Annotated in this window: 23 protein-coding genes and 6 pseudogenes (1 of these 29 running past the window's edge); 14 read left to right on the top strand and 15 right to left on the bottom strand. The window is 38.9% G+C overall.

From position 1 onward, the window contains the following. The first annotated feature begins 37 nt into the window (after window positions 1-37). On the top strand, window positions 38-1525 hold the full coding sequence (ltrA, locus tag ACMVDV_RS10995; RefSeq protein ID WP_416158139.1) for a group II intron reverse transcriptase/maturase: 1488 nt from the start codon (window positions 38-40) through the stop codon (window positions 1523-1525). Window positions 1526-1835: 310 nt separating this feature from the next. Beyond that, window positions 1836-3359 (top strand): IS66 family transposase, encoded by a 1524-nt coding sequence (gene tnpC, locus ACMVDV_RS10990; protein WP_416158138.1) that lies wholly within the window; start codon window positions 1836-1838, stop codon window positions 3357-3359. Between the two features lie 21 nt (window positions 3360-3380). Here tnpC and ACMVDV_RS10985 read toward each other — a convergent pair. The 3 pseudogenes from ACMVDV_RS10985 to ACMVDV_RS10975 form a co-directional block, all read right to left on the bottom strand. Continuing rightward, window positions 3381-4252 (bottom strand): annotated as a pseudogene (locus ACMVDV_RS10985) (IS3 family transposase); the annotation flags it as partial. 79 nt (window positions 4253-4331) lie between these two features. Next, a pseudogene (locus tag ACMVDV_RS10980) lies at window positions 4332-4514 on the bottom strand (IS982 family transposase); the annotation flags it as partial. Next, window positions 4508-5506: pseudogene (locus ACMVDV_RS10975) on the bottom strand (IS30 family transposase). The pseudogenes ACMVDV_RS10975 and ACMVDV_RS10980, both read right to left, overlap by 7 nt. Before the next feature lie 130 nt (window positions 5507-5636). Here ACMVDV_RS10975 and ACMVDV_RS10970 point away from each other — a divergent pair. Then, a complete protein-coding gene (locus tag ACMVDV_RS10970) occupies window positions 5637-5852 on the top strand; it encodes a hypothetical protein (RefSeq protein WP_416158137.1) in 216 nt (71 codons plus the stop codon). A gap of 53 nt (window positions 5853-5905) precedes the next feature. Here ACMVDV_RS10970 and ACMVDV_RS10965 read toward each other — a convergent pair. After that, a pseudogene (locus tag ACMVDV_RS10965) lies at window positions 5906-6046 on the bottom strand (WYL domain-containing protein); the annotation flags it as partial. Window positions 6047-6219: 173 nt separating this feature from the next. Here ACMVDV_RS10965 and ACMVDV_RS10960 point away from each other — a divergent pair. The 3 genes and pseudogenes from ACMVDV_RS10960 to ACMVDV_RS10950 all read left to right on the top strand — a co-directional run bounded on the left by ACMVDV_RS10960 (window position 6220) and on the right by ACMVDV_RS10950 (window position 8324). Continuing rightward, the gene (locus ACMVDV_RS10960) at window positions 6220-6510 is read left to right on the top strand and encodes a 3'-5' exonuclease (RefSeq protein WP_416159088.1); all 291 of its coding nucleotides are present in this window, start codon (window positions 6220-6222) and stop codon (window positions 6508-6510) included. Beyond that, the gene (locus ACMVDV_RS10955; protein WP_416158136.1) at window positions 6446-7237 is read left to right on the top strand and encodes a hypothetical protein; all 792 of its coding nucleotides are present in this window, start codon (window positions 6446-6448) and stop codon (window positions 7235-7237) included. The genes ACMVDV_RS10960 and ACMVDV_RS10955 overlap by 65 nt, the downstream gene beginning before the upstream one ends. A 71-nt stretch (window positions 7238-7308) precedes the next feature. Further along, a pseudogene (locus ACMVDV_RS10950) lies at window positions 7309-8324 on the top strand (IS110 family transposase). 245 nt (window positions 8325-8569) lie between these two features. On the opposite strand, the gene ACMVDV_RS10945 reads toward ACMVDV_RS10950, so the two are convergent. Then, the gene (locus tag ACMVDV_RS10945) at window positions 8570-9397 is read right to left on the bottom strand and encodes an IS982 family transposase (protein ID WP_416159087.1); all 828 of its coding nucleotides are present in this window, start codon (window positions 9395-9397) and stop codon (window positions 8570-8572) included. 118 nt (window positions 9398-9515) lie between these two features. Between ACMVDV_RS10945 and ACMVDV_RS10940 the strand changes: the two genes are divergently transcribed. Then, window positions 9516-9770: a helix-turn-helix transcriptional regulator gene (locus ACMVDV_RS10940; protein WP_416158135.1), complete on the top strand. Its 255-nt coding sequence runs from the start codon at window positions 9516-9518 to the stop codon at window positions 9768-9770. A gap of 191 nt (window positions 9771-9961) precedes the next feature. On the opposite strand, the gene ACMVDV_RS10935 is transcribed toward ACMVDV_RS10940, so the two are convergent. Next, window positions 9962-10225 carry a helix-turn-helix domain-containing protein gene (locus tag ACMVDV_RS10935; protein WP_416158134.1) on the bottom strand — a complete coding sequence of 88 codons (264 nt, stop codon included), beginning with the start codon at window positions 10223-10225 and terminating at the stop codon, window positions 9962-9964. A 115-nt stretch (window positions 10226-10340) separates the two neighbouring features. Between ACMVDV_RS10935 and ACMVDV_RS10930 the strand changes: the two genes are divergently transcribed. From ACMVDV_RS10930 to ACMVDV_RS10915, 4 genes and pseudogenes are all read left to right on the top strand, one after another. Continuing rightward, on the top strand, window positions 10341-10550 hold the full coding sequence (locus ACMVDV_RS10930) for a hypothetical protein (RefSeq protein ID WP_182758706.1): 210 nt from the start codon (window positions 10341-10343) through the stop codon (window positions 10548-10550). A gap of 76 nt (window positions 10551-10626) precedes the next feature. Then, window positions 10627-11004 (top strand): hypothetical protein, encoded by a 378-nt coding sequence (locus ACMVDV_RS10925; RefSeq protein ID WP_416158133.1) that lies wholly within the window; start codon window positions 10627-10629, stop codon window positions 11002-11004. Between the two features lie 518 nt (window positions 11005-11522). Further along, window positions 11523-11723: a helix-turn-helix transcriptional regulator gene (locus ACMVDV_RS10920; RefSeq protein ID WP_416158132.1), complete on the top strand. Its 201-nt coding sequence runs from the start codon at window positions 11523-11525 to the stop codon at window positions 11721-11723. A gap of 8 nt (window positions 11724-11731) precedes the next feature. Further along, a pseudogene (locus ACMVDV_RS10915) lies at window positions 11732-12538 on the top strand (replication initiator protein A). Between the two features lie 31 nt (window positions 12539-12569). On the opposite strand, the gene ACMVDV_RS10910 reads toward ACMVDV_RS10915, so the two are convergent. Both ACMVDV_RS10910 and ACMVDV_RS10905 read right to left on the bottom strand, forming a co-directional pair. Next, on the bottom strand, window positions 12570-12974 hold the full coding sequence (locus ACMVDV_RS10910) for an adenylyltransferase/cytidyltransferase family protein (RefSeq protein ID WP_416158131.1): 405 nt from the start codon (window positions 12972-12974) through the stop codon (window positions 12570-12572). Beyond that, window positions 12971-13816, bottom strand: a complete 846-nt coding sequence (locus ACMVDV_RS10905) for a hypothetical protein (RefSeq protein ID WP_416158130.1) — start codon at window positions 13814-13816, stop codon at window positions 12971-12973. Before ACMVDV_RS10905 ends, ACMVDV_RS10910 begins: the two co-directional genes overlap by 4 nt. A 79-nt stretch (window positions 13817-13895) precedes the next feature. Between ACMVDV_RS10905 and ACMVDV_RS10900 the strand changes: the two genes are divergently transcribed. Beyond that, a complete protein-coding gene (locus ACMVDV_RS10900; protein ID WP_416158129.1) occupies window positions 13896-14480 on the top strand; it encodes a hypothetical protein in 585 nt (194 codons plus the stop codon). A gap of 326 nt (window positions 14481-14806) precedes the next feature. On the opposite strand, the gene ACMVDV_RS10895 is transcribed toward ACMVDV_RS10900, so the two are convergent. Next, window positions 14807-16123 (bottom strand): tyrosine-type recombinase/integrase, encoded by a 1317-nt coding sequence (locus ACMVDV_RS10895; RefSeq protein ID WP_416158128.1) that lies wholly within the window; start codon window positions 16121-16123, stop codon window positions 14807-14809. 408 nt (window positions 16124-16531) lie between these two features. On the opposite strand from ACMVDV_RS10895, the gene ACMVDV_RS10890 reads away from it, so the two are divergent. Then, window positions 16532-16933 (top strand): hypothetical protein, encoded by a 402-nt coding sequence (locus ACMVDV_RS10890; protein ID WP_416158127.1) that lies wholly within the window; start codon window positions 16532-16534, stop codon window positions 16931-16933. A 109-nt stretch (window positions 16934-17042) separates the two neighbouring features. Here ACMVDV_RS10890 and ACMVDV_RS10885 read toward each other — a convergent pair whose 3' ends face one another. Then, entirely contained in the window at window positions 17043-17462 is a 420-nt protein-coding gene (locus ACMVDV_RS10885) for a hypothetical protein (protein ID WP_304185911.1), read from the bottom strand. 482 nt (window positions 17463-17944) lie between these two features. Here ACMVDV_RS10885 and ACMVDV_RS10880 point away from each other — a divergent pair, with 482 nt between their 5' ends. After that, window positions 17945-18712, top strand: coding sequence for an EAL domain-containing protein (locus tag ACMVDV_RS10880; protein ID WP_416158126.1), 768 nt, complete (start codon window positions 17945-17947; stop codon window positions 18710-18712). Here ACMVDV_RS10880 and arsJ read toward each other — a convergent pair. The 5 genes in view from arsJ to ACMVDV_RS10855 are tightly spaced (at most 20 nt apart) and all read right to left on the bottom strand, a layout consistent with a single transcriptional unit that may run on beyond the window. Then, the gene (gene arsJ / locus ACMVDV_RS10875) at window positions 18706-19920 is read right to left on the bottom strand and encodes an organoarsenical effux MFS transporter ArsJ (protein ID WP_416158125.1); all 1215 of its coding nucleotides are present in this window, start codon (window positions 19918-19920) and stop codon (window positions 18706-18708) included. The genes ACMVDV_RS10880 and arsJ overlap by 7 nt on opposite strands. Window positions 19921-19925: 5 nt before the next feature. Continuing rightward, entirely contained in the window at window positions 19926-20936 is a 1011-nt protein-coding gene (locus ACMVDV_RS10870; RefSeq protein ID WP_304185907.1) for an ArsJ-associated glyceraldehyde-3-phosphate dehydrogenase, read from the bottom strand. Between the two features lie 20 nt (window positions 20937-20956). After that, window positions 20957-21448 (bottom strand): dual specificity protein phosphatase family protein, encoded by a 492-nt coding sequence (locus tag ACMVDV_RS10865; protein WP_416158124.1) that lies wholly within the window; start codon window positions 21446-21448, stop codon window positions 20957-20959. A gap of 12 nt (window positions 21449-21460) precedes the next feature. Continuing rightward, entirely contained in the window at window positions 21461-22477 is a 1017-nt protein-coding gene (gene arsB, locus ACMVDV_RS10860) for an ACR3 family arsenite efflux transporter (protein ID WP_416158123.1), read from the bottom strand. 12 nt (window positions 22478-22489) lie between these two features. Next, a protein-coding gene (locus ACMVDV_RS10855) for a metalloregulator ArsR/SmtB family transcription factor (RefSeq protein ID WP_416158122.1) crosses the window boundary here: on the bottom strand, window positions 22490-22688 show its 3' end. 623 nt of this gene lie beyond the right edge of the window; 199 of the gene's 822 nt are visible here — the last part of the coding sequence; its start codon lies beyond the right edge, outside the window — the gene reads right to left on this strand; it ends in the stop codon at window positions 22490-22492.

The following is a 22688-nucleotide window of genomic DNA, read 5'->3' as shown; positions in this document are numbered from 1 at the left end:
TTTTCTCCTGTGTTTACAATAAGAGAAAATTCTACGTTTGACACCCATTATTTTTCGGGGGGATTACCGTAAAACGTCTGGTGTTGATGGCGAAACATGGCAAAGTGCTACTAAAAAATGGCGAGCAATCTCATCGCTCAAACGCTCTGGATACAAGGCAAGTCCATTAAGGCGAGTCTTTATTCCAAAGTCGAATGGGCAGAAAAGACCTCTCGGTATCCCCACAATGCTGGATCGTGGGATGCAAGCACTATATTTGCTAGCCGTTGAGCCAGAAGTGGAGACAAACAGTGACGGCAATTCTTTTGGTTTTCGAAAACAAAGGTCTTGTGCTGATGCGATCGAACAATGCTTCAAAGTATTGTGTCGCAAACGTGCGGGAGAATGGGTGCTTGATGCGGACATTAAAGGTTGCTTCGATAATATCAGCCATGAGTGGATGCTAAAGCACTTAAACATCGACAAACCAATCCTTTCACAGTGGCTGAATGCTGGCTTTATGGAGTCTGGTAAGGTATATCCAACACTTGCAGGAACACCGCAAGGAGGAATAATCTCGCCGACGTTAATGAATATGGTATTGAATCAACTGCAAGGAACAATTGAAGAAGCTTCTGGTGTTAAAAGAGGTAAGCACCGTGAAATTCGTTCTAATGTTAAGAGAGTCTCTGTAATCAGATATGCCGATGATTTTGTTGTAACGGCTCATTCTCAAGCGTTTTTGGTAGATACAATATTGCCTTGTATTAATGAATTTATGTCCCAACGTGGTTTGGCATTATCGCCAGAAAAAACGCACGTTAGGCATATATCAGAGGGTTTTGATTTTCTTGGTCAAAATCTCAGAAAGTATAATGGCAAATTATTGGTCAAACCCAGTAGCAAAAGCGTTCTACATCTGATGAATAAGTTGAGACTTACGATCACCAAATATCGCTCTAGTCGACAAGACAGGCTAATCTTTCAGCTTAATCCAATATTAAGAGGTTGGTGCAATTATCACCGACACAGTGTCGCAAAGGAAGTATTTTGCAAGATTGACTCTGATATATGGTTGCTACTCTGGAAATGGGCATGTCGTAGACATCCTAGAAAAGGAAAATACTGGATTAGGGCTAGATACTTCCACTCTATTGGGGCGCGTAATTGGACATTCTGCACCGGTGATAAACAAATAGGCTTATTTCGGTTAGCAGCAATGCCGATTGTGCGACATCCAAAGATCAATTCCGATGCAAACCCTTACGATCCGACACATGAAACTTACTTTGAATCTCGGCTTGATGTGTTAGTAAATTCTCGCAACAAAGAACGTCTGCATAGATTATTATCACGTCAAAATGGTGAGTGTTTGTATTGCAAAGAAAAAATAACGGCTAAAACTGGTTGGAATATTCACCGCCTAGTACCTTTATATTTAGGTGGTGATAATAAAGCGAGTAATACCGTGGTTGTTCATCCTTATTGCCATAACAGCATTCATAGGAGTCAAAATACTGCTGCGCCATCCTACATGGCGTTATAACGACTTGAGCGGTATGCGGGGAAACTCGCACGTACCGTTCTTAGAGGGCTGGGCTCGAGTAATCGGGTCTGGCTACTCGACAAAAGCAAAAGTTCAAATGGCCAAACAAAGCCAGTCTGCAAGAATTTGAGCTCAGTCCAGAGCAACTGGATTGGTTGTTGTCGGGATATGATGTGCTTGGTCATGAAGAGTTGCGGTATCAATCGATGATCTAATCGATCATATTGGCAGTAAATGATCGTTGCCACACCGTCTGTTTTATCTTTGCGTCAAGCAAGAAAACACCGTCAAATTCTGTTAAATTGCGAACATGAAAATTGATGCACACTCACTTCCTGACGACCCAGAACAACTCAAGCGCATGTTGCTTGAGTTGCAACAGCATATGGATGAAAAGTTAGCTGAAAAAGACGCGCAAATTCACGAATTGCTACAAGCTTATAACGCGAAACTAGCCAAAGAGTACGCCAAGAAATCTGAAAAAATGCCGGGTGCAGGCGAAGTATTCAATGAAGCAGAAGACATTCTTGATGAACATGATAAAGCGCTATTGGTGACATCGCCCTTAATAAAGAAAGAAAAAGCCAAACCGAAACGCCGCCCACTGCCGGCTCAGTTACCCCGAGTTGAGGTCGTTGTTGACCTCGAAGAGGATGAAAAAATGTGTGATTGCTGTCAAAGCCCACTACATAAAATGGGTGAAAGCAGCAGTGAAGCACTGGAATTTGTGCCAGCGCATATCAAAGTAATCAAAACCATTCGCCCAAAATATACGTGTCGCCACTGTGAGCGAGAAGGGATTGAAAGTGTGGTAAAAACCGCAAAGATGCCTGCAATCCCTATTCCAAAAAGCATCGCAACGCCCAGCTTGCTGAGCCAAATAATCATGTGTAAATACCTGTTTGGTTTACCGCTTTATCGCCAAGAAACGTTATTTGCTGATATCGGTATTGAGTTGAGCCGGCAAACCATGTCGAGTTGGATGTTACGCTGCGCAGACCTGTTATCCCCCTTGTATCAACACTTAAAAGAGGTGTTGTTATCTCAAGCCGTTATTCATGGTGATGAAACCCCGCTCAACATTATTAACGCAGGTAAAGCGACTAGCTATATGTGGCTGTATTGTTGCGGCGATGATAAAACAGGTAAAGGCACTAATATTGTCCTGTTTGATTACCATAACAGTCGCGCAGGCCAATGTGCGGTTGATTTCCTTGATGGTTACGAAGGCTACATGCACGTTGACGGCTACAAGGCATACGAGCAAACGAAAGCAACACTGGTTGCATGTCTAGCCCATATGCGCCGTAAATTCATCGAGGCTAAAGGCAATAATAAAAAAACCGTCAAAGCAGATGTAGCACTAAACCTTATTCGCAAGCTCTACGGTATTGAGCAAGCCATCAAAGATAAAACGGCCGATGAAAAATTCAAGATTAGGCAGCAAAAAGCCAAACCAATCGTTGATGAATTGTATCAATGGTTACTCAAGCATAAAGATAAAATCCCACCAAAAATGGCGTTAGGTGAAGCAATTACCTATGCGATAAATCAGTTTGAGAAATTCAGGCGTTACCTAGAGGATGGTAGGCTCAGCATTGATAACAACCGCGCAGAGCGAGCAATAAAACCGTTCGTAATAGGGCGAAAAAACTGGTTGTTCTCAAATACCTGCAATGGTGCACATGCCAGCGCCATACTCTATAGTCTTGTTGAAACTGCAAAGGCAAATGACCTTGTGGTGCATGACTATATTTCTACTTGCTTACAGCGCCTTGCTGAGCAGCCAGATAACCTTGAGCCACTGCTACCTTGGAATATTAAGCAAAGCTAGGTGTCGTTAGCTATACGCTTACGAATGAAACATCAGTCTTGTCGGTTTTCCTCTACTTTCGTAAGCTAACTCAAGCGCTTTTAGCGTTAAGTTAGAATCCGGCGACAATAACATTGCCCAACCAACGACTTCACGTGCAAATAAATCAACAACGACCGCTAAATAAGCCCAACGATTGCCTGTCCAGATATACGTCACATCACCGCACCACACAGTATTCGGTTCAACAACATCAAACTGCCTATCTAGCAAATTTGGGATTTTAAGATGCTCATTACCACCACGTTTATATTGATCTTGAGGCACTTGGCAGCTCTCTAGTTTTAATTTAACCATCAGCTTAGCGGCGCGATAACGGCTTAATTCAAAACCGTTGTTCGTTGCAATTGCTGCGATTGTCCGTGCCCCAGCTGAACCGCCACTTATTGCATGTATAGCTTTTACTTCAGCTTCTAACCTTATTTGCTCTGGTGTCGGCGTTGTAACCCGTATGGCCCAATATTTATAGCTGCTGCGATGCACATTAAATACGCTACACAACACGCTAACTGGGTAACGCTCTCGTTGATTTAATTTCTCAATTAACGAGAATTGTTTAGGGAGTCGGACATCAAGAGAGCGGTAGCCTTTTTTAATATATCCTTTTCTAATTCAATGCGTTGGATTTGCTTTTTAAGTTCACGAATTTCAATCTGCTCGGGCGTCATTGGTGAAGCCAATGGTGACTGGCCAGTACGTTCTTGCTTTAATTGAGCAACCGATTTACTGACGGTTGATTTACCAACACCCATAGCCTTAGCTGCATCTTTTTGTGTGTAGCCTTGGTTGACTACAAGCTGAGCTGTTTCTAATTTGATTGCCGCAGAATATGTTACGCGTTTTAATTTCGTCATTTTTTCATCCAAATTTGTATGCTTATTAGCATAACATTTCTTTCTTAATAGGTGGCCAAATTAACTATGCCACTACAAACGTCTTGTGCCTTGGCATTATCAAATTATGACAAACTTTGATACTCGTTGCTTCAATGAAGCAAATATCACTATCCGTTGATTTTAGGGTTTTAAAATAACTTGAAAGGGGAGTAACCGCACGAGGCATAAGTTCTAAAAATCTTGTATAGCTGAGTTGTATTGGAAAGTCTTTTTTTATGAAAGCAAGCGAGGCGCGAACTCAACTCTGAAGTGCGACACTCTCTCCAAAATTAAGGCCTGCGTCATTTCTTTGAATACCACAGCTGGCTGCTTAAAACCCAAACACTTTCTTGGCCGATAATTTATCCGCGACATCGCGAACTCAGCATCTGCATCACTTACTTCTCTAAAATCGGTGCCTTTCTTTATATATTGCCGTAGCAGAGCATTTGCATTTTCGTTTGCCCCACGCACCCAAGAACAATAGGGGTGTGCAAAGTAAAACCCTGTTTCCAAAGCCGCCGAAATGAGCTCATGAGCAGCAACTCTCTTCCATTGTCTGCTGTGATTGTGTACACGTGATTTTTATACGGCACAAGCAGCTCTATGGTTGCCTGCGCAATATCTTCTGATGATTTTGATGCGGCTTTTCTAACAAGGTAAAACGTGTTTTTCGCTCTAAAACGGTGACCAATGCACCCTTTCCTTGTTTCCCCAGTACCGTGTCAATTTCCCAGTCTCCAAGGCGTGTTCGGCTCTCAACAACTTCTGGCCGTTCATTAATCGAAGTCGCATTCAAAATCGCTGGGCCCTTGTCCTTTTTTCTTCGCCTATATCGCTTATGTCCTTGACGCAGATGTTGATATAGCTTGCCACCATTACGTTTATCCAGTGCAATATAGAGATAAATCCACTCGTGACTGACAGGCTGTTCCACGCTCGTCAAACGGCTGAAACTTGCTCCTGGCTCCAATCTGCTTGCTGCAATATTCGGATAAAGCCGATACCCTTTTGAGGGATACGGTGTTTCTATGCTGCTTTATGCTTCTCCGTAGCCATTACGTGCGCAGAATCAGGGCAATAGGATCCTTTCACTTTATGCCTTCTTAACTCTCGATAAACGGTGGAGTGATGGCATTTTACTTTTTTGGCGATCTCAGTAGCAGAGAACCCCTCTTCCAATAATATGGAAATCTGGTATCTTCTGCCCTCGGTCAACTGCTGATATCTCATGGTAGTACTGCTTGTTTCTTTGGTGAGAAGAGCGTACCACTTTCAGCTGTTGGCTTCCTCTTCTACGCGATCTCATGAGTGTCGCACTTATTATCTGAAATCAGGCTTTTACATAAACGGAAATATAGTAATGAAATTTCATATCAGTCGAATTAACACAGAATATGGGACAATGCGATTAACGGGTAATATTTTTAACGCAAAAACTGACAAAGAAACGATAGAACTGATTCAACTAGACATTATGGGAACAGATGGTTGGGTTGGACTTGATATAAACGCAGAAACCACAATTGAGCTAGTAAATAAAATAATGCAACAAGTACAAAATCATCTAAATTTATAAAGTTTAGAATAATTAACCTACTTATAATAAATATCAGCCTCACGCTCAGGACAAGAGCATGAAGCTAAACCAGTTCCAAACTTTTGGATAAGGTCAGCTCTTGCTATTTGACCAAAGAATTCAAGGCTAAAGTCAATAAAAGCAAGGCGTTCGCGTTGTGCATGGTTCAGATTTTCTGAGCTGCATACTTTAATAAAACCAAGTTTTAAACAAAGTACATTAGCTTAAACGGTGAAAAGGAGCAATCAAGTTGATGTAATCATTTTGATTGCATTGGAGTTGATGGTGTAGGCTATTAAATAATTGATAAAACAGAACTAGGAAAAGAGATGGAGCCTGAATATAGCTCAGATAGCCTCAATCTTTAATCAATGGTTATAGACATATTGTAGTCGTAGACATCGAGCACACATGCACAGACGACGGCTCAACCCCCCCCGAAGCGCGTGAAACAATAGAAATCGGTGCGGCTCTTATTGATACGACCTCATTACAGGTAGTCGATGAATTTAGTCGCTTGGTTCGGCCCGCTACACACCCTAAATTAAGCCAATTCTGCACAGAGTTAACAGGGATCACACAAACTGAGTTATATGTTGCAGATCCATGTCCAAATGTGTTCGCTAATTTTATCAACTGGTTACCCAGACGATTCTGATTATGTACTAGCTACATGGGGCTCTTACGACTTAGTACAGTTAAACATCGATTGTGCATTGCATGGGATGCCAGCATTTTCCCCGTCAGCCACCTTGAATTTAAAGGTGGCATTTAAAGAAGCTCGCAATTTAAAGAAAAAAGTGGGACTAAGGAAGGCCTTGGAAACTTCAAATATTTCATACGAGGGGGGCCATCATCGAGCTCTAGATGGTGCAAAAAATACTGCGAAGCTTTTACCATTGATTTTTAATGATAAAAAACAGCCAACAATGCACGAAATCATCATAAAATTTGAAATTAATGATGATTCATTAACGATGGATGAAATAGATAATAGCCTGTTTGAGGTGGGATTTGATGACGCGATTATTAGTCATTCAGGCGGCGGAAGAATAGCAATCGAATTAAGCCGAGATGCGACTAGCAACGCTGATTTGGTAGAATCAGTTGTTGCCGAGATAATGAATGCTATCCCGAGTACAAAAGTTATCCGGGCTTCTTGTGACAGTTGGCAAACAAGCCAAAAGCAACATCCAAACCCTCTCAAGAACAACGATCTGGATAACCCTGGAGTCGATGTTACGACTTCTCGAATTCGCAGCCAAAAAAACTCAGATCCATTACTGAAATTGAAAACACTGTACCACTACAATATTCCAGATGAAAAAGAGATGCTGCATCCGGCTCGATATTTCGAGGCTCTGTACTTACATAACCTGATGTAATGGTCTCCTCCCCATACGGCATCTATGTGCCATGATTAAGTGGTTACAATAATCAAAGGGAGAAGACCAAAATGAAGATTACAACAATTGGTTTAGACATTGCAAAAAGATTTTTCCATGTTGTGTGCTGCAATGAACAAGGGCGCATAGTTAAAAAAGAAAATGTTAAAGCGTGCGCAAGTGTTATCTTTTTTCCAACAACACACTACATGTTTAGTTGCTTTAGAAGCCTGCTCAGCTTCTCATTTTTGGGCTCGAGAAATCAGAAAATGTGGTCATGAAATAAAGCTTATTCCACCTCAGCATGTAAAAGCCTTCTTAGTTGGCAATAAAAATGATTATAACGATGCTTTAGCAATTAGCGTTGCCTCAAAACAACATCATATTAAGAGTGTCTGTATAAAAATCAGTTGAGCAACAAGATAACCAAGCACAGCACAAAGCGAGAGAATTAGCGGTCAGACAAAGAACGGCACTATGCAATCAAATCCGAGGCTTAACTGCTGAATACGGAATTATTTTAAATCAGGGTGTAAACACAATACGCAAAAGTATCCCTCTAATTTTAGAAGATGAAAATACCGGATTATCAGGCGCATTTAAAGCGGTACTAAAGCAGTTAGAAACACAATTGAGTAATTTAGACAGCTGTATTGAAACTTACAGTACATTAATAGTTGAAACAGCAAAAAATAATGATATTTGCCAACGGATCCAAACAATACCTGGATTTGGTCCTATGGTATCAAGCGCCTATTTCAATGAAGTTGGAAATGGCAGTAACTATAAAAGAGGCCGCGATGTTTCAGCGTCTTTAGGTATCGTTCCGCGTCAGCACAGTAGTGGTGGAAAAGATACTTTACTTGGGATAAGTAAGCGAGGAAATAGCTACTTAAGGTGCCTGTTGATCCAAGGAGCAAAAGCGGTTGTCTCAAGAGCAAAAACGAAGAATGATAAATTAAGTCAATGGATAAACCGACTAGTTCAAACTCGAGGGCATAATCGAGCATGTGTAGCTTATGCCAACAAGATGGCGAGAATGGCTTGGGCTATTAGCGCCTCAGGTGAGAGTTACTCACCCGTATAAATACTCTTCAAAGAATTGCGTAAGTGACTACAACGATGACATAACAGGTCAAACCTGCATATTGAAAACCTGTAGAGTTCAGTGGTAGTAAATACCGATAACCTGATCAGGACAATATGCGCGGATTACATCAAGGTCAGAAGTAATAATCTTCACTAAAAGACCGTATATATGACAGCAAACTTGTCCCTGCTATCGTTGAATGACACCTTGCAATACTGGAGGAGACCATATATGAGATCTGGTTAAGCCAACATTAGATTATTACTCTCTAAAACTTCAAGTTCTTGCGATGTTAAATCTAATGACGGCTTTTCCTCTTTTAGGCAATAGGCAATTAATCCACCAAGTAAATTTAGCATAAAGCCATGCATACTGCGGTGTCTAGAGTGTTCAATGTAAGAAATTTTTTTCAATTGATCATTCACCGTTTCGATTATAAATCGTTTTTTCAATAAAGCCCTGTCCCACAATGAAATAAATTTTTTCTTCATATTCTTTCGAACCGTCGTGATTAACTCGACACCTTTTTCTAGTAACTCACCAGAGAGCGCTTTGCTGATATAACCTTTGTCGCCATAGAGTTTTCCGAAGATAGAGTCCGCCATATCAGAAACGGGCTCTCGATCATCCACATTGCCCGTTGTGAGCTTTAGCGCCACAATCTCACCTAAATGATTAATTATTAAGTGTAGTTTGAATCCATATGACCAACCCATAGTGCCTTTTCCATGATGAGCAACGTCTTCAAACACTTTATTTCTTCTAGCTCTGATGATGTGACACACTTCTATTTTAGTGGAGTCAACAAATTGTATGCCTGTGGGCTTGCCAAGTTTTGATGTGAGGTAACTGCACATCGGAACCACCACACTAGGCATAAGCGCGAGAAACCTTGTGTAACTCAGCAACTCTGGAAAATAGGCTTTAAGTTGACGGCAAACATAGTGAAGGTAGTAGTTTTTGAAATCTCTGTAATGTGACTGGTGAAAATGGATGATAATAGTCATCACCTCTGACGGAGATAAGCGGCATGCTCTTCGACGTTTAATTTCACCATTTTCGAGCAATATACGCTGCCAGCTTGGGAAAAATAACTTTGAAAAATCATCGACATCACAGTACGTTTCAACTAACTAGTTCATGCTCGTTCCTTTTTGTTCTAATCACTCTTGGTCGAATGATCGGATCATGGAACGAGCATTTAGTTCCTTTAAATTAGTAATTTCTTATCCGAAGCTCAGGTTACATAAATTCCGAGCCCAAGGACTTGGAAATGATGAACTCAGCAAGAAGTTAGGCTTGTCTATCGAGCAATTCAGTGATTTTCTTAAAGGGAAAATAGGCGTAATAGTTTCTTTAGCTGAACGACTTGAAGTGGCAAGCGGAATGCCGCGTGAATTCTGGTTACGCGCACAAAGTAAATTTGATAATTCACGCAGATAAAACTGTTGGAGATCAGAACCAAGGCTTCATTCTTATATCACCTAAACTTATAGAGCAAACTTCTATTGTCTATATACACAAGATGTTATAGAGAAGCCTAGCAATTGATAAAAGACCTTCTTAACAAAGTGGGCTTTCAAATAATCTCTATAAGGGATAGTTATTTGAAATGAAGACACATGGGGAAGGTATTATAGGCACCATTCCTTAATAACACTTGCTAACTCATCTTCGATACAATACAGATACGCAGTTGGCATTTCTAAAATATCAGCAAGTGCTTTCACTGTTTTAAAATCTGGAGCATGTACACCTTTTTCGTACTGGTTCATTCTTGCTGATGCTGCAAACTGATCTATTCCAGCCAAAATTCCCAACTGCTTTTGTGATAGCCCTTTGGCTTTTCTTGCCTCTTTTAAGCGTTTTGGAAATGGTGATTCGTCATTAGTTTTCATTATTTATTGTTCTTAGCTTGAAAACTAAGAGTTTCTTAGCTTTAATTGAATCTAGATACTAAGGAATCCTTAGCTTTTGCTTTCGTGGGTAATTTGAATTTGGAGAGGAATGAATATGCTTGAAACATTTGTGTGTGTATTAGTTGGGGCTGTCTACTTGCTGGCAGGTATATTTACAAGCGATGAGCAGTCGTCTAAAGAAAGCGAGCAACTAGAACAATTGAATGATGGTATGGGCAATATTATCGCTGATGGTGAATTTATGTCGCGTGAAGAAGCTGAAGATGCTCAGTCACGTGGTGAACTTTACGACACTTATTATTAATAATGTTAGGCATGCCTAACTTTAAAGAACAGGATAGTGAGCAAAATTAGGCATGCCTAATTTCAGGAGTAATATAATGCGACTTTTAGATCTATACAAAATAATTGAGCTAAGGCCATTCATCCCAGTAGTCGCTGAGTTTCAAAGCCGCTTAGCTGGTATCGAAGCTGAATGTGAACCATTAGGGCTTTTTTTTGAAAAAGAAGTGCAATCAGAGCAGGAAATTTTTTTTGCTTTGATTTCTCAGAAAGCGCTGGCTTTCGATGTAACAAATGAAATGGGTGAGGTTTGGGATATTAGATTAGAGCCTTTCGGTCATTTTAAGTCTCGAAGCAAAAAAATAACTTTTCCCTTTATCGGCTGTAATGAGCAGAAGCAACAAAATATTAGTGAGTGGATTATTGCTTTGTGTAATTGTGAAGGATCTTTTCTATACTCAAGTACAAAGCATTAGCAGAGATTGCAGTTATGACATTATACGAATGGCTTCAAGTATGGGTTTTAATGGTGTTAGCGATTCGCGCTACTCGGCGCTACGACAAGTTGAAAAATGATCTTTTCACAGTAATTAAAGAAGGCAGGATTTAAACATGGCTCCTGTACTCGCTGGCTGCGCTTTGATTTTAAGTCTTGTGATCTTCTTCGCTGTTTTGTTTCACCTCAAATGTAAGTAATATTGTATAGAACCTCTCTAAAAGCCTACTCAAAAAGATTATCAAGCAAATTTTTCTGTAGGTATTTTTACTAGCCAATCCTCACTTTAAAAAATAATACATATAAAAATCATAAGGTTATTTTTTCAGGTTGCTAAGTTATGTTGTTTTGTCCCTAAAACATCAACCCCCCCCCCGAAAGTTCACCTAGCTTTTCGGAGCAACTTTCTGAACACTTCATTACCATTGTCCCTCAACTAATTAATAATGTGTTGAGCTAATAATTGAGCTCAATGCTTACGCTTTGAGGTCAATTATAATGGAAAAAATATTTTATCGTTCAGAAGAAGTAGCCGACTTACTTTTTATCAGTAAACAAGCTCTTTTTAATCAAATCTCTAAGAACAAACAAGGCTGTGGAAATTACCCATTACCACCGCATATTAAAATTGGCGCTCGATTACTTTTCCCTGTTGAAGACTTTCACAACTGGTTAGCTTCTCAATCAAGAAACAAGTAACGCAAGCTATGGCGTATTTCGAATGCAAAATGAAGTATATGACTTTAAGGTCAGATATTTTCTCTATGTTTTGGCCTATATATGCTTTGGATGGAAAGTCAAAAGATTGTGTTGAGTTCGAGTATAGAGGTGTTTCTTTAGCTATAACCCCGAGTAAATTCGGGCGGGCAACAGTCAAAGATAAAGAAGTGATCATCTATTGCTTAAGCCATTTAATGGCCGCGCAAAATATGAAAATTGAGATTAATCGAAAAGTATTGCTTTGTCGTTACGACTTTTTAAAAACAACAAATAGAGGTACTTCGGGAAAAGAATATACAATCCTTGATAACGCTTTGAAACGTTTAAAGGGTACAAGGTTTACTACTGATGCCACTATATCTGATATTAAGATTCCTGAAAATACATCCATGATTGAGGAATTTAGAAAAGTCCAAATAAACGAAAGTGTTTATTGAGAAATAACCTTATCAGAGTGGTTATTTGCGGTGGTTCAGAATAGAAAAGTGCTTAAACTAGACGATGGCTACTTTAACCTAAACCTGTTTGAGCGTCGGCTTTATGAAGTATGCAAAAAGTGCTGTGGACGAAAGCCAAGTTATGAATTTCCCATAGATAATATGAAAAAAAGAATAGGGGTTAAGCTCACAAAATCTCAATTTAAGAGGCGTTTAAATTATTGCAGGAAGTTACTAGGGCTAGGAGTTCTTTATGATAATAAAGATGTGCTAATTTTTAATCTAACTACAGGAGGACGTGATTTATTTGTGGCAAAGGCTAAGGAATTAGGTAAAGAGTTAAAAGAAGGTAATTAAGACAGTTCAACCAAACATACTTACCAAATAGCTATTTTATTTCAGCATTTGTATTCAAAGATAGTTGAGTTCTTATTAATTTAGTTGTGGACACATCTTCAGTGTAAGATATTTTTACACACCTGCTTTGGGGTGGATAAAATGCTTTTGAATCTTCCTTTAGGTTTGATTCAAAAATGATATTTGGTTGAATTTTTTCTAAATACGCCTGTGATGACTTCCATTTAATAAATGCGTGATCGCAATGTTTAGATATATTTCTTAGTCTTATATGTGCTGTTTGTATTGGGCGAAAAGCTCCTTTTTGTTGTTTAACTCTTAAATCTGAGTCAACTCCAACGTAAAGAATATCACATTGTTTTTTACATTCACGTAAAAAGTTTTCATGTCCATTGTGTAACAAATCAAATACACCTGAGGTGTAACCAACGATCATATTGTTTTTTTAGTAAGTTGTTTAATTAATGCAAAGCTGTCATCAGCACGGTATACCCCAATATAAACCTTGAGATTCTCATCAGTCCTGTCCAAGATAGCCTTAATTGTGTCTACAGTTGCATCGATTGCGCGTTGTCGATCTACTCGTCCACTCCCCAAGCCAAATACAGGGATGAATATTGATTTATAATTTTTTTCAATAGTATGTGTAATACTATACTGAACAATATTTCTTGTCGCGGAGTCATCCATATTTGCAGGCATCCCTCCATTTTTTTCAATTGCGACTGCATGAACGATACTTTTTATTCCAGCTTTCTTAGCGTTAAATGGCGGAGATATAATACATTGCCCTTTGTTGAAAGGGCCCAGCCCATTATCTTTTTTCCAGTCATTGATAAAATCATTTAAATAATCTTTTTCCAGTTCATGTTTATCATTGAAAGATGCGGCCATCTTTCTAATTCGTCCGGAAACTGATGTGCCACTTATTCCCCCCAGATCTAAGTTGGTATTTTCAGAGGTTACTACTACATCAATATCTGAGATATTCTCAATAGAGCCTAGATAGCAATAAACTTTTGAGTTGTTTATTTTAAAGCTACCTGATTTGGTAACTTCTTCAATTAATGGTGGTGTTTTTTGTCTTTGGAGGTGATGGCTGTAGAATCCAATAACTAGACCCGAAAAGAGAAATACATAAAATGAAAATGGAGGCCAAAAGTTTGATGTTTGATTTTGATCAGCAGCATAATCAAATAACTTTGAAAGCACCCACTCAAGAAAAGGTGTTGGTAAGATTGCAACAGATACAGCCCCAGCTAAAAGTAGAATAGTCATTTTTGCTAATATATTCTGTTTAAGCCTGTTCAAAAGGGCATGTATTAATATTAACTTTATAGTTTTGAAGAAATTGGGCATGGAAAATAAAAAAATCAATAAAATCAGTCTTTTTCATGGTACTACCTTAGACAGAGGAAAGTCTATAGCTAAGAATGGCTTTGTGATTTCCAAAGGTGAGGAGGATTGGTTAGGAAGTGGCGTATACTTTTTTTTAGATGGGGTTACATCTGGACTTAAGTGCGCGCAAGAGTGGGCCCAAAATACTCACAATAAACAAAGTTACTGTGTCCTTAAAGTGACAATTGAAATTCCGAGCGCTTTAATTTTTGACTTAACTTCACTTAAAGGCTTGAGTGAATATAACTGCATGAGAGATTCTGTTATTGATGAAAACTATCAACTTCTGGCTGCTAGAAGAGATTTAACGATAAAAAAACGTAAAGACATCAGATTGGATGATAAACTAATAACTTCGAAAGTGATGGAAAAAGTGAATAAGAAGCTATTAATTCATAATGTATATATTAAAAATATGAAACAAAGAAGATTGATCTTAGAGTCTAGTTATCCAAATTCTACAGCTGTCTGTTTAAGCGATTTAAGCCTAATTACAGAGGTTAAAATTGTAAAGCAGTGGACAAGAGAAGTTGTTGAATATTAATTTTTATTTCTAAGCTTTGGTAAGCACGTACTTTTGATTATGGATAGACACGTACTTTTGATACGGGGTATCGTACTTTTAATCCTTAAACTATCGTACCTTTGATAATTAACTATCGTACTTTTAATACTATTTTATCGTACCTTTAGTTACCAAAATTGGTTCTAAGTTTTTGGTCTAAAATGATTTTTATGCACTAATCTTTAAACGTAATTAAATAAATAAAAGAAACCGATTTTTCACATTTTTTTAGCGAGTTTTAGCTAGTGGGCAATTAGCTGTAATTAGATAGTCTTCACTAAATGCCCTCAGTGAATGTACTGTAATTAACTTAATAAAGTGCTCATCAGCTCAACTTTTTGTTCCTTAGTTAAGCTTGCTAACAGACTTTTCATTTCACTCATTTTATTTTCTGGCTCTTGTTCAATCAAACCAGCATATTTGGAAATTGTTTCGGTTACCTTTTCTGCTGGCTCTTTAAGTTCCTCAGCAGTTAAAATTAAATAGCCAGCTGTTACGTCACTTTTATCTGTAATATGGTTTAGAAGGCGTTTCAGGAGGTATCCTGATACTCCGCTACTCTCAGCCATTGATGTAAATGTGCGACGCAAATCATGCGAAGTGATTTTTACTCCTGCAATTTGGCATACATGTTTCAACGTTTTTTTAGGATCAGTGAGGTAGCCCTTTTTACTGTTTGTCCCAAATACATAGTCAGATACCTTATATTCTTTTCGTCGATTAAATATCTCAGCTAATCGATCTGTAATAGGGAACTCAACGTCCAAGCCATTTTTTGTATCTTCTAAAATAAATATCCTATCTTCAAGGTGTACTTGTGACCATGGAAGTTGCAGTAGCTCAGACCTTCTCAAGCCTGAAAAGGTTAAAAACTCCAGATAATCACAAAAACCGACACGACTATTTTGACGATATTTAGCAGCTTCATTTCTTACTTCATATAATGCATCTACAAAAGGTTTTAGCTGTGAACGGCGCAGCCGTCTTGTTTTACGCTTTACATTATTCCAGCTTCGTTTTTCAGAAAGTGCATCTACAGGGTTTTCTGGAAATAGTGAACGACCTTCTGAAGACTTGTATTCGGCTTTAGCAAAGTTAAATAAAGCACGCAGTAGGCGCATGGTATAATTTGCCTGAGCAGGGCTTCTAGAGGTTATTTCTCGTTGGCGTTTTAAAATCATTGTTTGATTAATATCGGCTAGGCGCTTGTTATGCCAGTCTGGTAAATAGCAGTTTATTTTTTGTTGATAACCTCTTTCAGTTATAGGCTTAAGAACTCTAGATTCGATGTATGAGTCAAAAGCTTCTTTCAAGGTAATAGAAGCTGCTCTAAATTGGCGCTTAAGGTCGTTTGGGTTTATACCTTCAGCAATATCTGCCATTACCTTTCTAGCCATTCGCCTTGCATCATCAAGTGCAATTGATGGAAAGTAACCAAGGGTGACATTAATAGGGGTGTCTCTTCCTGGTATCTTTTTATAAACTCTAAATGACTTCTTACCTGCTACGCTCACATCTAAAATGAGTCCTGACAATAGATTGTCATAATAGCGAGTGCGTTTACCGTTTGATTCTATCTTTTCAAGCGACAATTCTGTGAAGCGAAATTTTGTGTCTAACATATGGTGCTACCTCTGTGCTACTTTGAACGTAAAATTTAACGTTCTGAAATACATAATGATTTATGCATCAGAGGTAGGGTTTATTCAATAACCCTATGATATAGCTATGAAAATTAGTAAATAGTTATATCAAAAAGTAACTCGTAGTAAGTCCTTGTTTTGCAACTCATAATCGTTAGGTCCCCAGTTCAAGTCTGGGAGGGGCCACCATTTTTACAAGCTTCCCAAGTAAACACCTACTAACAGAAATTACCCTGTGCTACTTTTTGAAATAGCAAAAGATGACTAACGATTACTAGTTTCTAATCGGCAAAATAATTCAAACGTGGGAAGTAATAAAAAAGTGATGTACCTTTTTATTTTTATTGAATGAGGGAATGTTATGTCAAATAAAATTAAGATCGCTCGATGAAAAAATTATTAATTTTATTACTACCAAGCACATGTTTTGCACAGTTTTCAGACTTATCGTTATGTGAAAACAAACAAACTATGTTAGGAATAGATTTTTATACAAATTGTGTGGGTGTCGCTGATGCCTCTGTACATAAATTAAAGTCTGAGATAACCGCTAAACAGCTTTATGACTATATAACTCTTGGTATCAAAGACGTTAGCGTTTTAGAACAGCACCTTTCAGATGATATGCTAGGCAGAGTACATGCATTAATATCGATTGATCCAAACCCAGTTTATTATACTACTGTCGGTAATAATATTTTAGTCAAGACCAAAGAAGGGCTTAATATTTTTGAAAAGCATGATGGTTATTGGTTACAAAAATTAGTTTCTGACAAACAAAGTAACTAAATCAGTCGTTAGATTTGCTGTGGTGCTTTGTATTTTAGTAATGAGTGTCACAGCTAGTGACACTACTTTAATCGTTTTATTATGCCTCGTTGTTCTATTAAAAACAGCTTTAAGCACTATGGTTAAATAATAAACCTGAGCTGGTGTTGCCTGCTGACGAAAATAAACTTCCCATTAAAGTTGATACGTTCTTTTTTACGCTGAGTTGGATTGAGACGAGTTCTTTGTCTAACTGTTTTTGTAATTCGGTTTTTTGTGTTTGCTGATCTGTTTTTGAAAGACTACTGTCAGCTTCAAGCGCGCGTATTTTTTCTTGTAGTTCTTTAATGTTCTTAATCATTTGTTGCTGAGTACTTTGAACTGTCTCATCGTTGTCAGTATTATTTTCAGTAACCTCTTCGTCAGTATTTTTTACTGGAGTAGTCGGGGCTAACTCTTCTTTGCTATTTGTTTGCTGTGTGCCCGATTGTGTTTGCTTTAAATAGTTTGGATCTGCGAGTAATGATGAGGGAATTGTTGTTAAATTCATTGTGTCTCCCGTGCGACTAAAAATTGACATAGTTGAGTTGTCAAAATTAATGCATTAATTGTTCCATGTTTGGGGATTTCATTACATTAGAAAATGGGGCGCTCTACATCACATATCAAAGCGCAATATAGGTTGGCTTTTTTTAGATGAGATGCTGGTAGTGTGGCTCTGCGCGGTTACGCTAGCAATAAAGTAGCTTAAAAAATACTAGAATACCTAGTTGCTACACAGAACACTACTGCTTATAGTCCAATGGAAAACGCTTTTGGAAAATGTCGGATTCAAAAGCGAGTGGTTGTGCTGACATAAATGAGCTGTGTCAGGATCATGGTTTGCCACTATAAAGCTCAGCAGTGCAATTAACTCTAACGTATATTTAAAAACGGCTGTTACCATTTACTGTGTAGGCAATGATGACATAAGGTTGGCTTTCGCTTTTAACTCTACTACCATAACAAAATATACTAAAACGGGCTGTACTCATGAATGAAAAACTAACCGAGTGTGAAAAGGTGTCTTGTAACAACTGCAAGGATGAAGAGAGCCTAGGCTTTGATTTTACAATGGCATTTCAACCAATTATAAATTGCAAAACGAACTCTATTTTTGGTTATGAGGCGCTTGTGCGTGGTTTAAATAATGAATCTGCCTATTCAGTTATCGCAAAAGTGAACGAGTCTAACCGTTATACTTTTGATCAGCTTTGCCGAATTAAAGCGATTGCATTGGCCGCTAAGCTAGGGGTAGATTCGATGTTAAGCATTAATTTTTTACCTAATGCTATTTATAAGCCGGAACGCTGTATTCGTACTACATTAGAAGCTGCTAAAAAATATAATTTTCCTACTCAACGTATTATGTTTGAGTTTACCGAAGTTGAGAAAATTACAGACAGCGCTCACATAAAGCGAGTGGTTGAGTATTACCAGTCGTTAGGTTTTACAACGGCCACGGATGACTTTGGTTCAGGTTATTCAGGGCTCAATTTATTAGCTGATTTTCAAACGGATATTATTAAGCTAGATATGGAGCTGATCCGTAATATCGACTCAGACAAAATACGTCAATCAATAATCACCCACAGCTTAAATATGTTCCGAGAATTAAATATCACTCCGTTAGCTGAAGGGATAGAGACTTTTCAGGAATATACTTGGCTAAAAGCAGCGGGTATTGAGTTAATGCAAGGCTACTTATTTGCTAAACCAGGCTTTGAGAGTTTACCAACGGTTGATTTTAATGACTATTGATTACTCTTTGGCAACGCTAGCGATAACAATGCGGCTAGCGCAATAAAACAGCTTGAGATCCATAAGCAGGCTTCAAGCCCATATTGCTGATATACCCAACCTGAAAGCACCGTACCTAATAGTCTGCCCATGGCATTGGCCATATAGTAAAAGCCCACATCAAGTGATACGCCATCACTATCAGCAAGGCTAACAATTAAATAGCTATGTAATGATGAATTAATAGCAAACACCGCACCAAAAATCAGTAAACCGACAATAATCGATGTTTGTATATAAAAATCATAATGCAGTGCTAAAGCTATTAATGCAGGTATAACGGTTAAGTAGCTGGCCCACAAAAATGCACTATGGCCATTGGGTACTCTCCCTGATTTTTTCCCTGTAAAGGCAGGCGCAAAAGACTGTACTATGCCATAACCTATCACCCAGCTTGCCATAAAGCCGCCAACCCACCAGTGATCCCAACCGAATGTAGCGGCTAAAAAGACTGGTAATGCGACAACAAACCACACATCTCTGGCGCCGAATAAAAATAGTCGTGCAGCAGAGAGTACATTAATGGCTTTACTCTTGGAGAATAGCTCACTAAATTTGGCTTTATTTTTGGCTTTGCCTAAGTCTTCTTTTAACGCGAATAGGCTAAATAGCCATACCGCTGTAAGCATGCAAATCATGGTGAGGATCGCGCCATGAAATTCAAGCAAGGTTAGCAATACGCCACCTAAAAAGAAACCAACTCCTTTTAATGCATTTTTAGAGCCTGTTAAAATTGCCACCCATTTATAAAGTTGGCCTTGAGCATCTTTTGGCACAAGTAACTTAATCGCGCTTTTCGCACTCATTTTATTAAGATCTTTGGCGATCCCAGATAGTGCCTGCGCGGCCATTACATAGACTACGGTAAGCACATCGGCAGGTACCATGAGCATTGCCAAAGATACTATCTGCAAGGCTAAGCCAATGTTCATGGTTTTATTGAGGCCGAATCGAGCACCCAGCCAGCCACCGACCAGATTGGTGATCACACCAAAAATCTCATAAAACAAAAACAGCATAGCAATATTGAGCGGGCTGTAACCTAGTTGGTGGAAATACAACACCACAAGCATGCGCAGCGCACCGTCAGTAAGCGTAAACGCCCAATAATTACCGGTAATTATTAAGTATTGTTTTATTTGTGGGGGCAGGGCTGTTAGTCGATCCACGTTGATTATTCCTTGTCTGCTAAACCAACTTTACGTACCAGCTCTGCTGTGCGATTGGCATAGCCCCATTCATTGTCGTACCACACATAGAGTTTTACTTGCGTGTCGTTGATCACCATAGTCGATAGTGCATCAATAACGCTTGAGCGAGGATCGGTTTTATAATCAATAGATACCAGTGGGCGTTCTTCGTAACCCATAATGTCTTTAAGCTCATTTTCGGCGGCATTTTTGAGTAATGTGTTTACTTCATCTACCGTTGTGCCACGTTCAAGTTCAAACACACAATCTGTGATTGATGCATTAGTGAGTGGTACACGTATAGCATGGCCGTTTAACTTGCCTTTTAATTCAGGGAAAATATGCGTGATTGCAGTCGCTGAGCCTGTGGTGGTTGGGATCAAACTTGTGCCACACGAACGTGCGCGGCGCAAATCTTTATGTGGTGCATCAATAATTGTTTGGGTGTTGGTGATGTCATGAATAGTGGTAATTGAACCATGTTTAATACCAATTTTTTCATGGATAACTTTTACCACGGGTGCTAAACAGTTAGTTGTGCAAGATGCTGCGGTTACGATTGGGTAAATGTCTTTGTTATACAAGTGGTCGTTGACACCCATTACCACATTTAAAATACCTTCTTCTTTTACCGGCGCAGTGACAACAACACGTTTTACACCTTGCTCAAGATAGGCTTGCAGCAGTGCTTTAGTTTTGATTTTTCCTGAGGCTTCAATCACCACATCACAGTTTGACCAATCAGTCTGTTCTGTTTTGGTGTTTTGTGTAAAGCCAATTGTTTTGCCATTAATAATAATTGCATCATCGCTATGGCTTGCTTGGTGATGCCATTTACCGTGCACGGAATCAAATGTCATTAGGTGAGCGAATGTTTCAGCATTACCGCCTGGGTCGTTAATGTGAACAATCTCTATATCATGCCAATCAAATGCTGCACGCATTGATAATCGACCCATTCGGCCAAAGCCGTTAATACCTACTTTAATTGTCATGGTTTATTCCTTAATACTGATTATAACTGTGAGTTAAAATAATTGAGTTGCTGAGGATTTTTTAACGCGTTCGGTCTGATAGTTTGGACTTGCTTAATGATCTCGTCACTTGGCATACCACTGGCTAATAAAATAAGCGCTATCACTAAGCCCGTTCTACCTGAGCCACCTTTACAATGTACTGCGATGGTGGCTTGGTTTTTTACCGCATTAATAATGGTGCTTTTATATTTTTGCCACTGTGCAGCAAATTCTTGCGCTGGGGCTGCATCATCTATAATAGGTAGCTGTAACCAAGTAATATTATGTTGCTCGCATAAGGTAGGCAGCTGTTCTGCATTGTTCTTGGCAAGCTCATCATCATGCATCAAAGTAAGTAGCATATTAGTGCCAGCTTGCTTTAGTGTGATCACCGATTCTTCCAGCGATGCCGCTTTGCTGCCAGGGCAAGGTGTAAAAATCAGTTTTGCGCCATTATCTAAAGTTAATGTGTCATACGGGTGAAGCTGCATTTGTTATTCCTTTTATTTAAACCAATGTTGGGTGCGATTTATAATGGCAACTAGCGATAACATTACCGGTACTTCTACTAATACACCAACAACGGTGGCCAGTGCTGCGCCAGAATGTAAGCCAAATAACGAAATAGCTACTGCTACCGCAAGTTCAAAAAAGTTTGAAGTACCAATTAAACAAGAAGGAGCTGCTATTTTTTGAGGGAGCTTCATCCAAATGGCCGCAGCGTATGCAATAACAAAAATACCGTAGGTTTGAATGATCAACGGAATAGCAATTAACACGATTGTTTGTGGTTCTGCGAGAATCGTATTTGCCTGAAAACCAAAGAGTAAAACTACTGTTGCGATCAAGCCAACCATAGACCAAGGTTTTAATTTAGCTAAAAATTGATTGAGTGCTTGCTCGTTTTTGCCTTGATTTAACGCTTTGCGGGTGAACACCCCTGCGGTTAATGGCAGTAATACATACAAGACAACAGAAATTAATAAGGTCTGCCACGGTACTTGTATATCACTCACGCCTAATAACAACGCAGATATAGGCGCAAATGCAAAAATCATAATGACATCATTAACCGATACCTGAATCAGTGTGTAGTTAGCATCGCCCTTTGTCAGTTGTGACCAAACAAACACCATAGCAGTGCAGGGCGCAACACCAAGTAAAATCATCCCGGCTATATATTCTTGTGCTGATTGTGGGTCTACCAAATCTGCAAATATAAAGTTAAAGAATAACCAACCAAGCGCCGCCATAGTAAATGGTTTGATTAACCAATTTATCACTAGTGTTAGCACTAGGCCTTTAGGGTTTTTACCTACATCTTTAATTGATGAAAAATCGATTTGCGCCATCATCGGAAAGATCATCACCCAAATAAAAACAGCGACTGCAATATTTACATGGGCTATTTCAAAATCAGCAATCATCTGAAAAACATCAGGCTGCCATTGGCCAAGCAAAACACCAGTAATAATGGCTAAGCCAACCCACAGTGATAAGTAGCGCTCAAAAACTCCCATTGATGTTTTCCTCTAATTACAAAAACTAGTTTTATCTGGGCGGTTGTGCATATTAGCTAAGCGCTCAATATGTGTGGTGATGAGATCAATATTGTTTTCGGTTGTTTGGGCAATGACTGTTTTAATCCAAAGTGGTAACTGTGGATTAATACGGTAAAACACCCACTGGCCGTTTTTTCTATCAGTAATAATGCCTGCTTTTTTGAGCACG

The organism is Pseudoalteromonas sp. ASV78 (assembly GCF_047806705.1).
GTDB classification, from domain to species: domain Bacteria; phylum Pseudomonadota; class Gammaproteobacteria; order Enterobacterales; family Alteromonadaceae; genus Pseudoalteromonas; species Pseudoalteromonas prydzensis_A.
The sequence above is the reverse complement of the archived record's forward strand: the minus strand, read 5'-3'. Positions and strand labels throughout refer to the sequence as shown.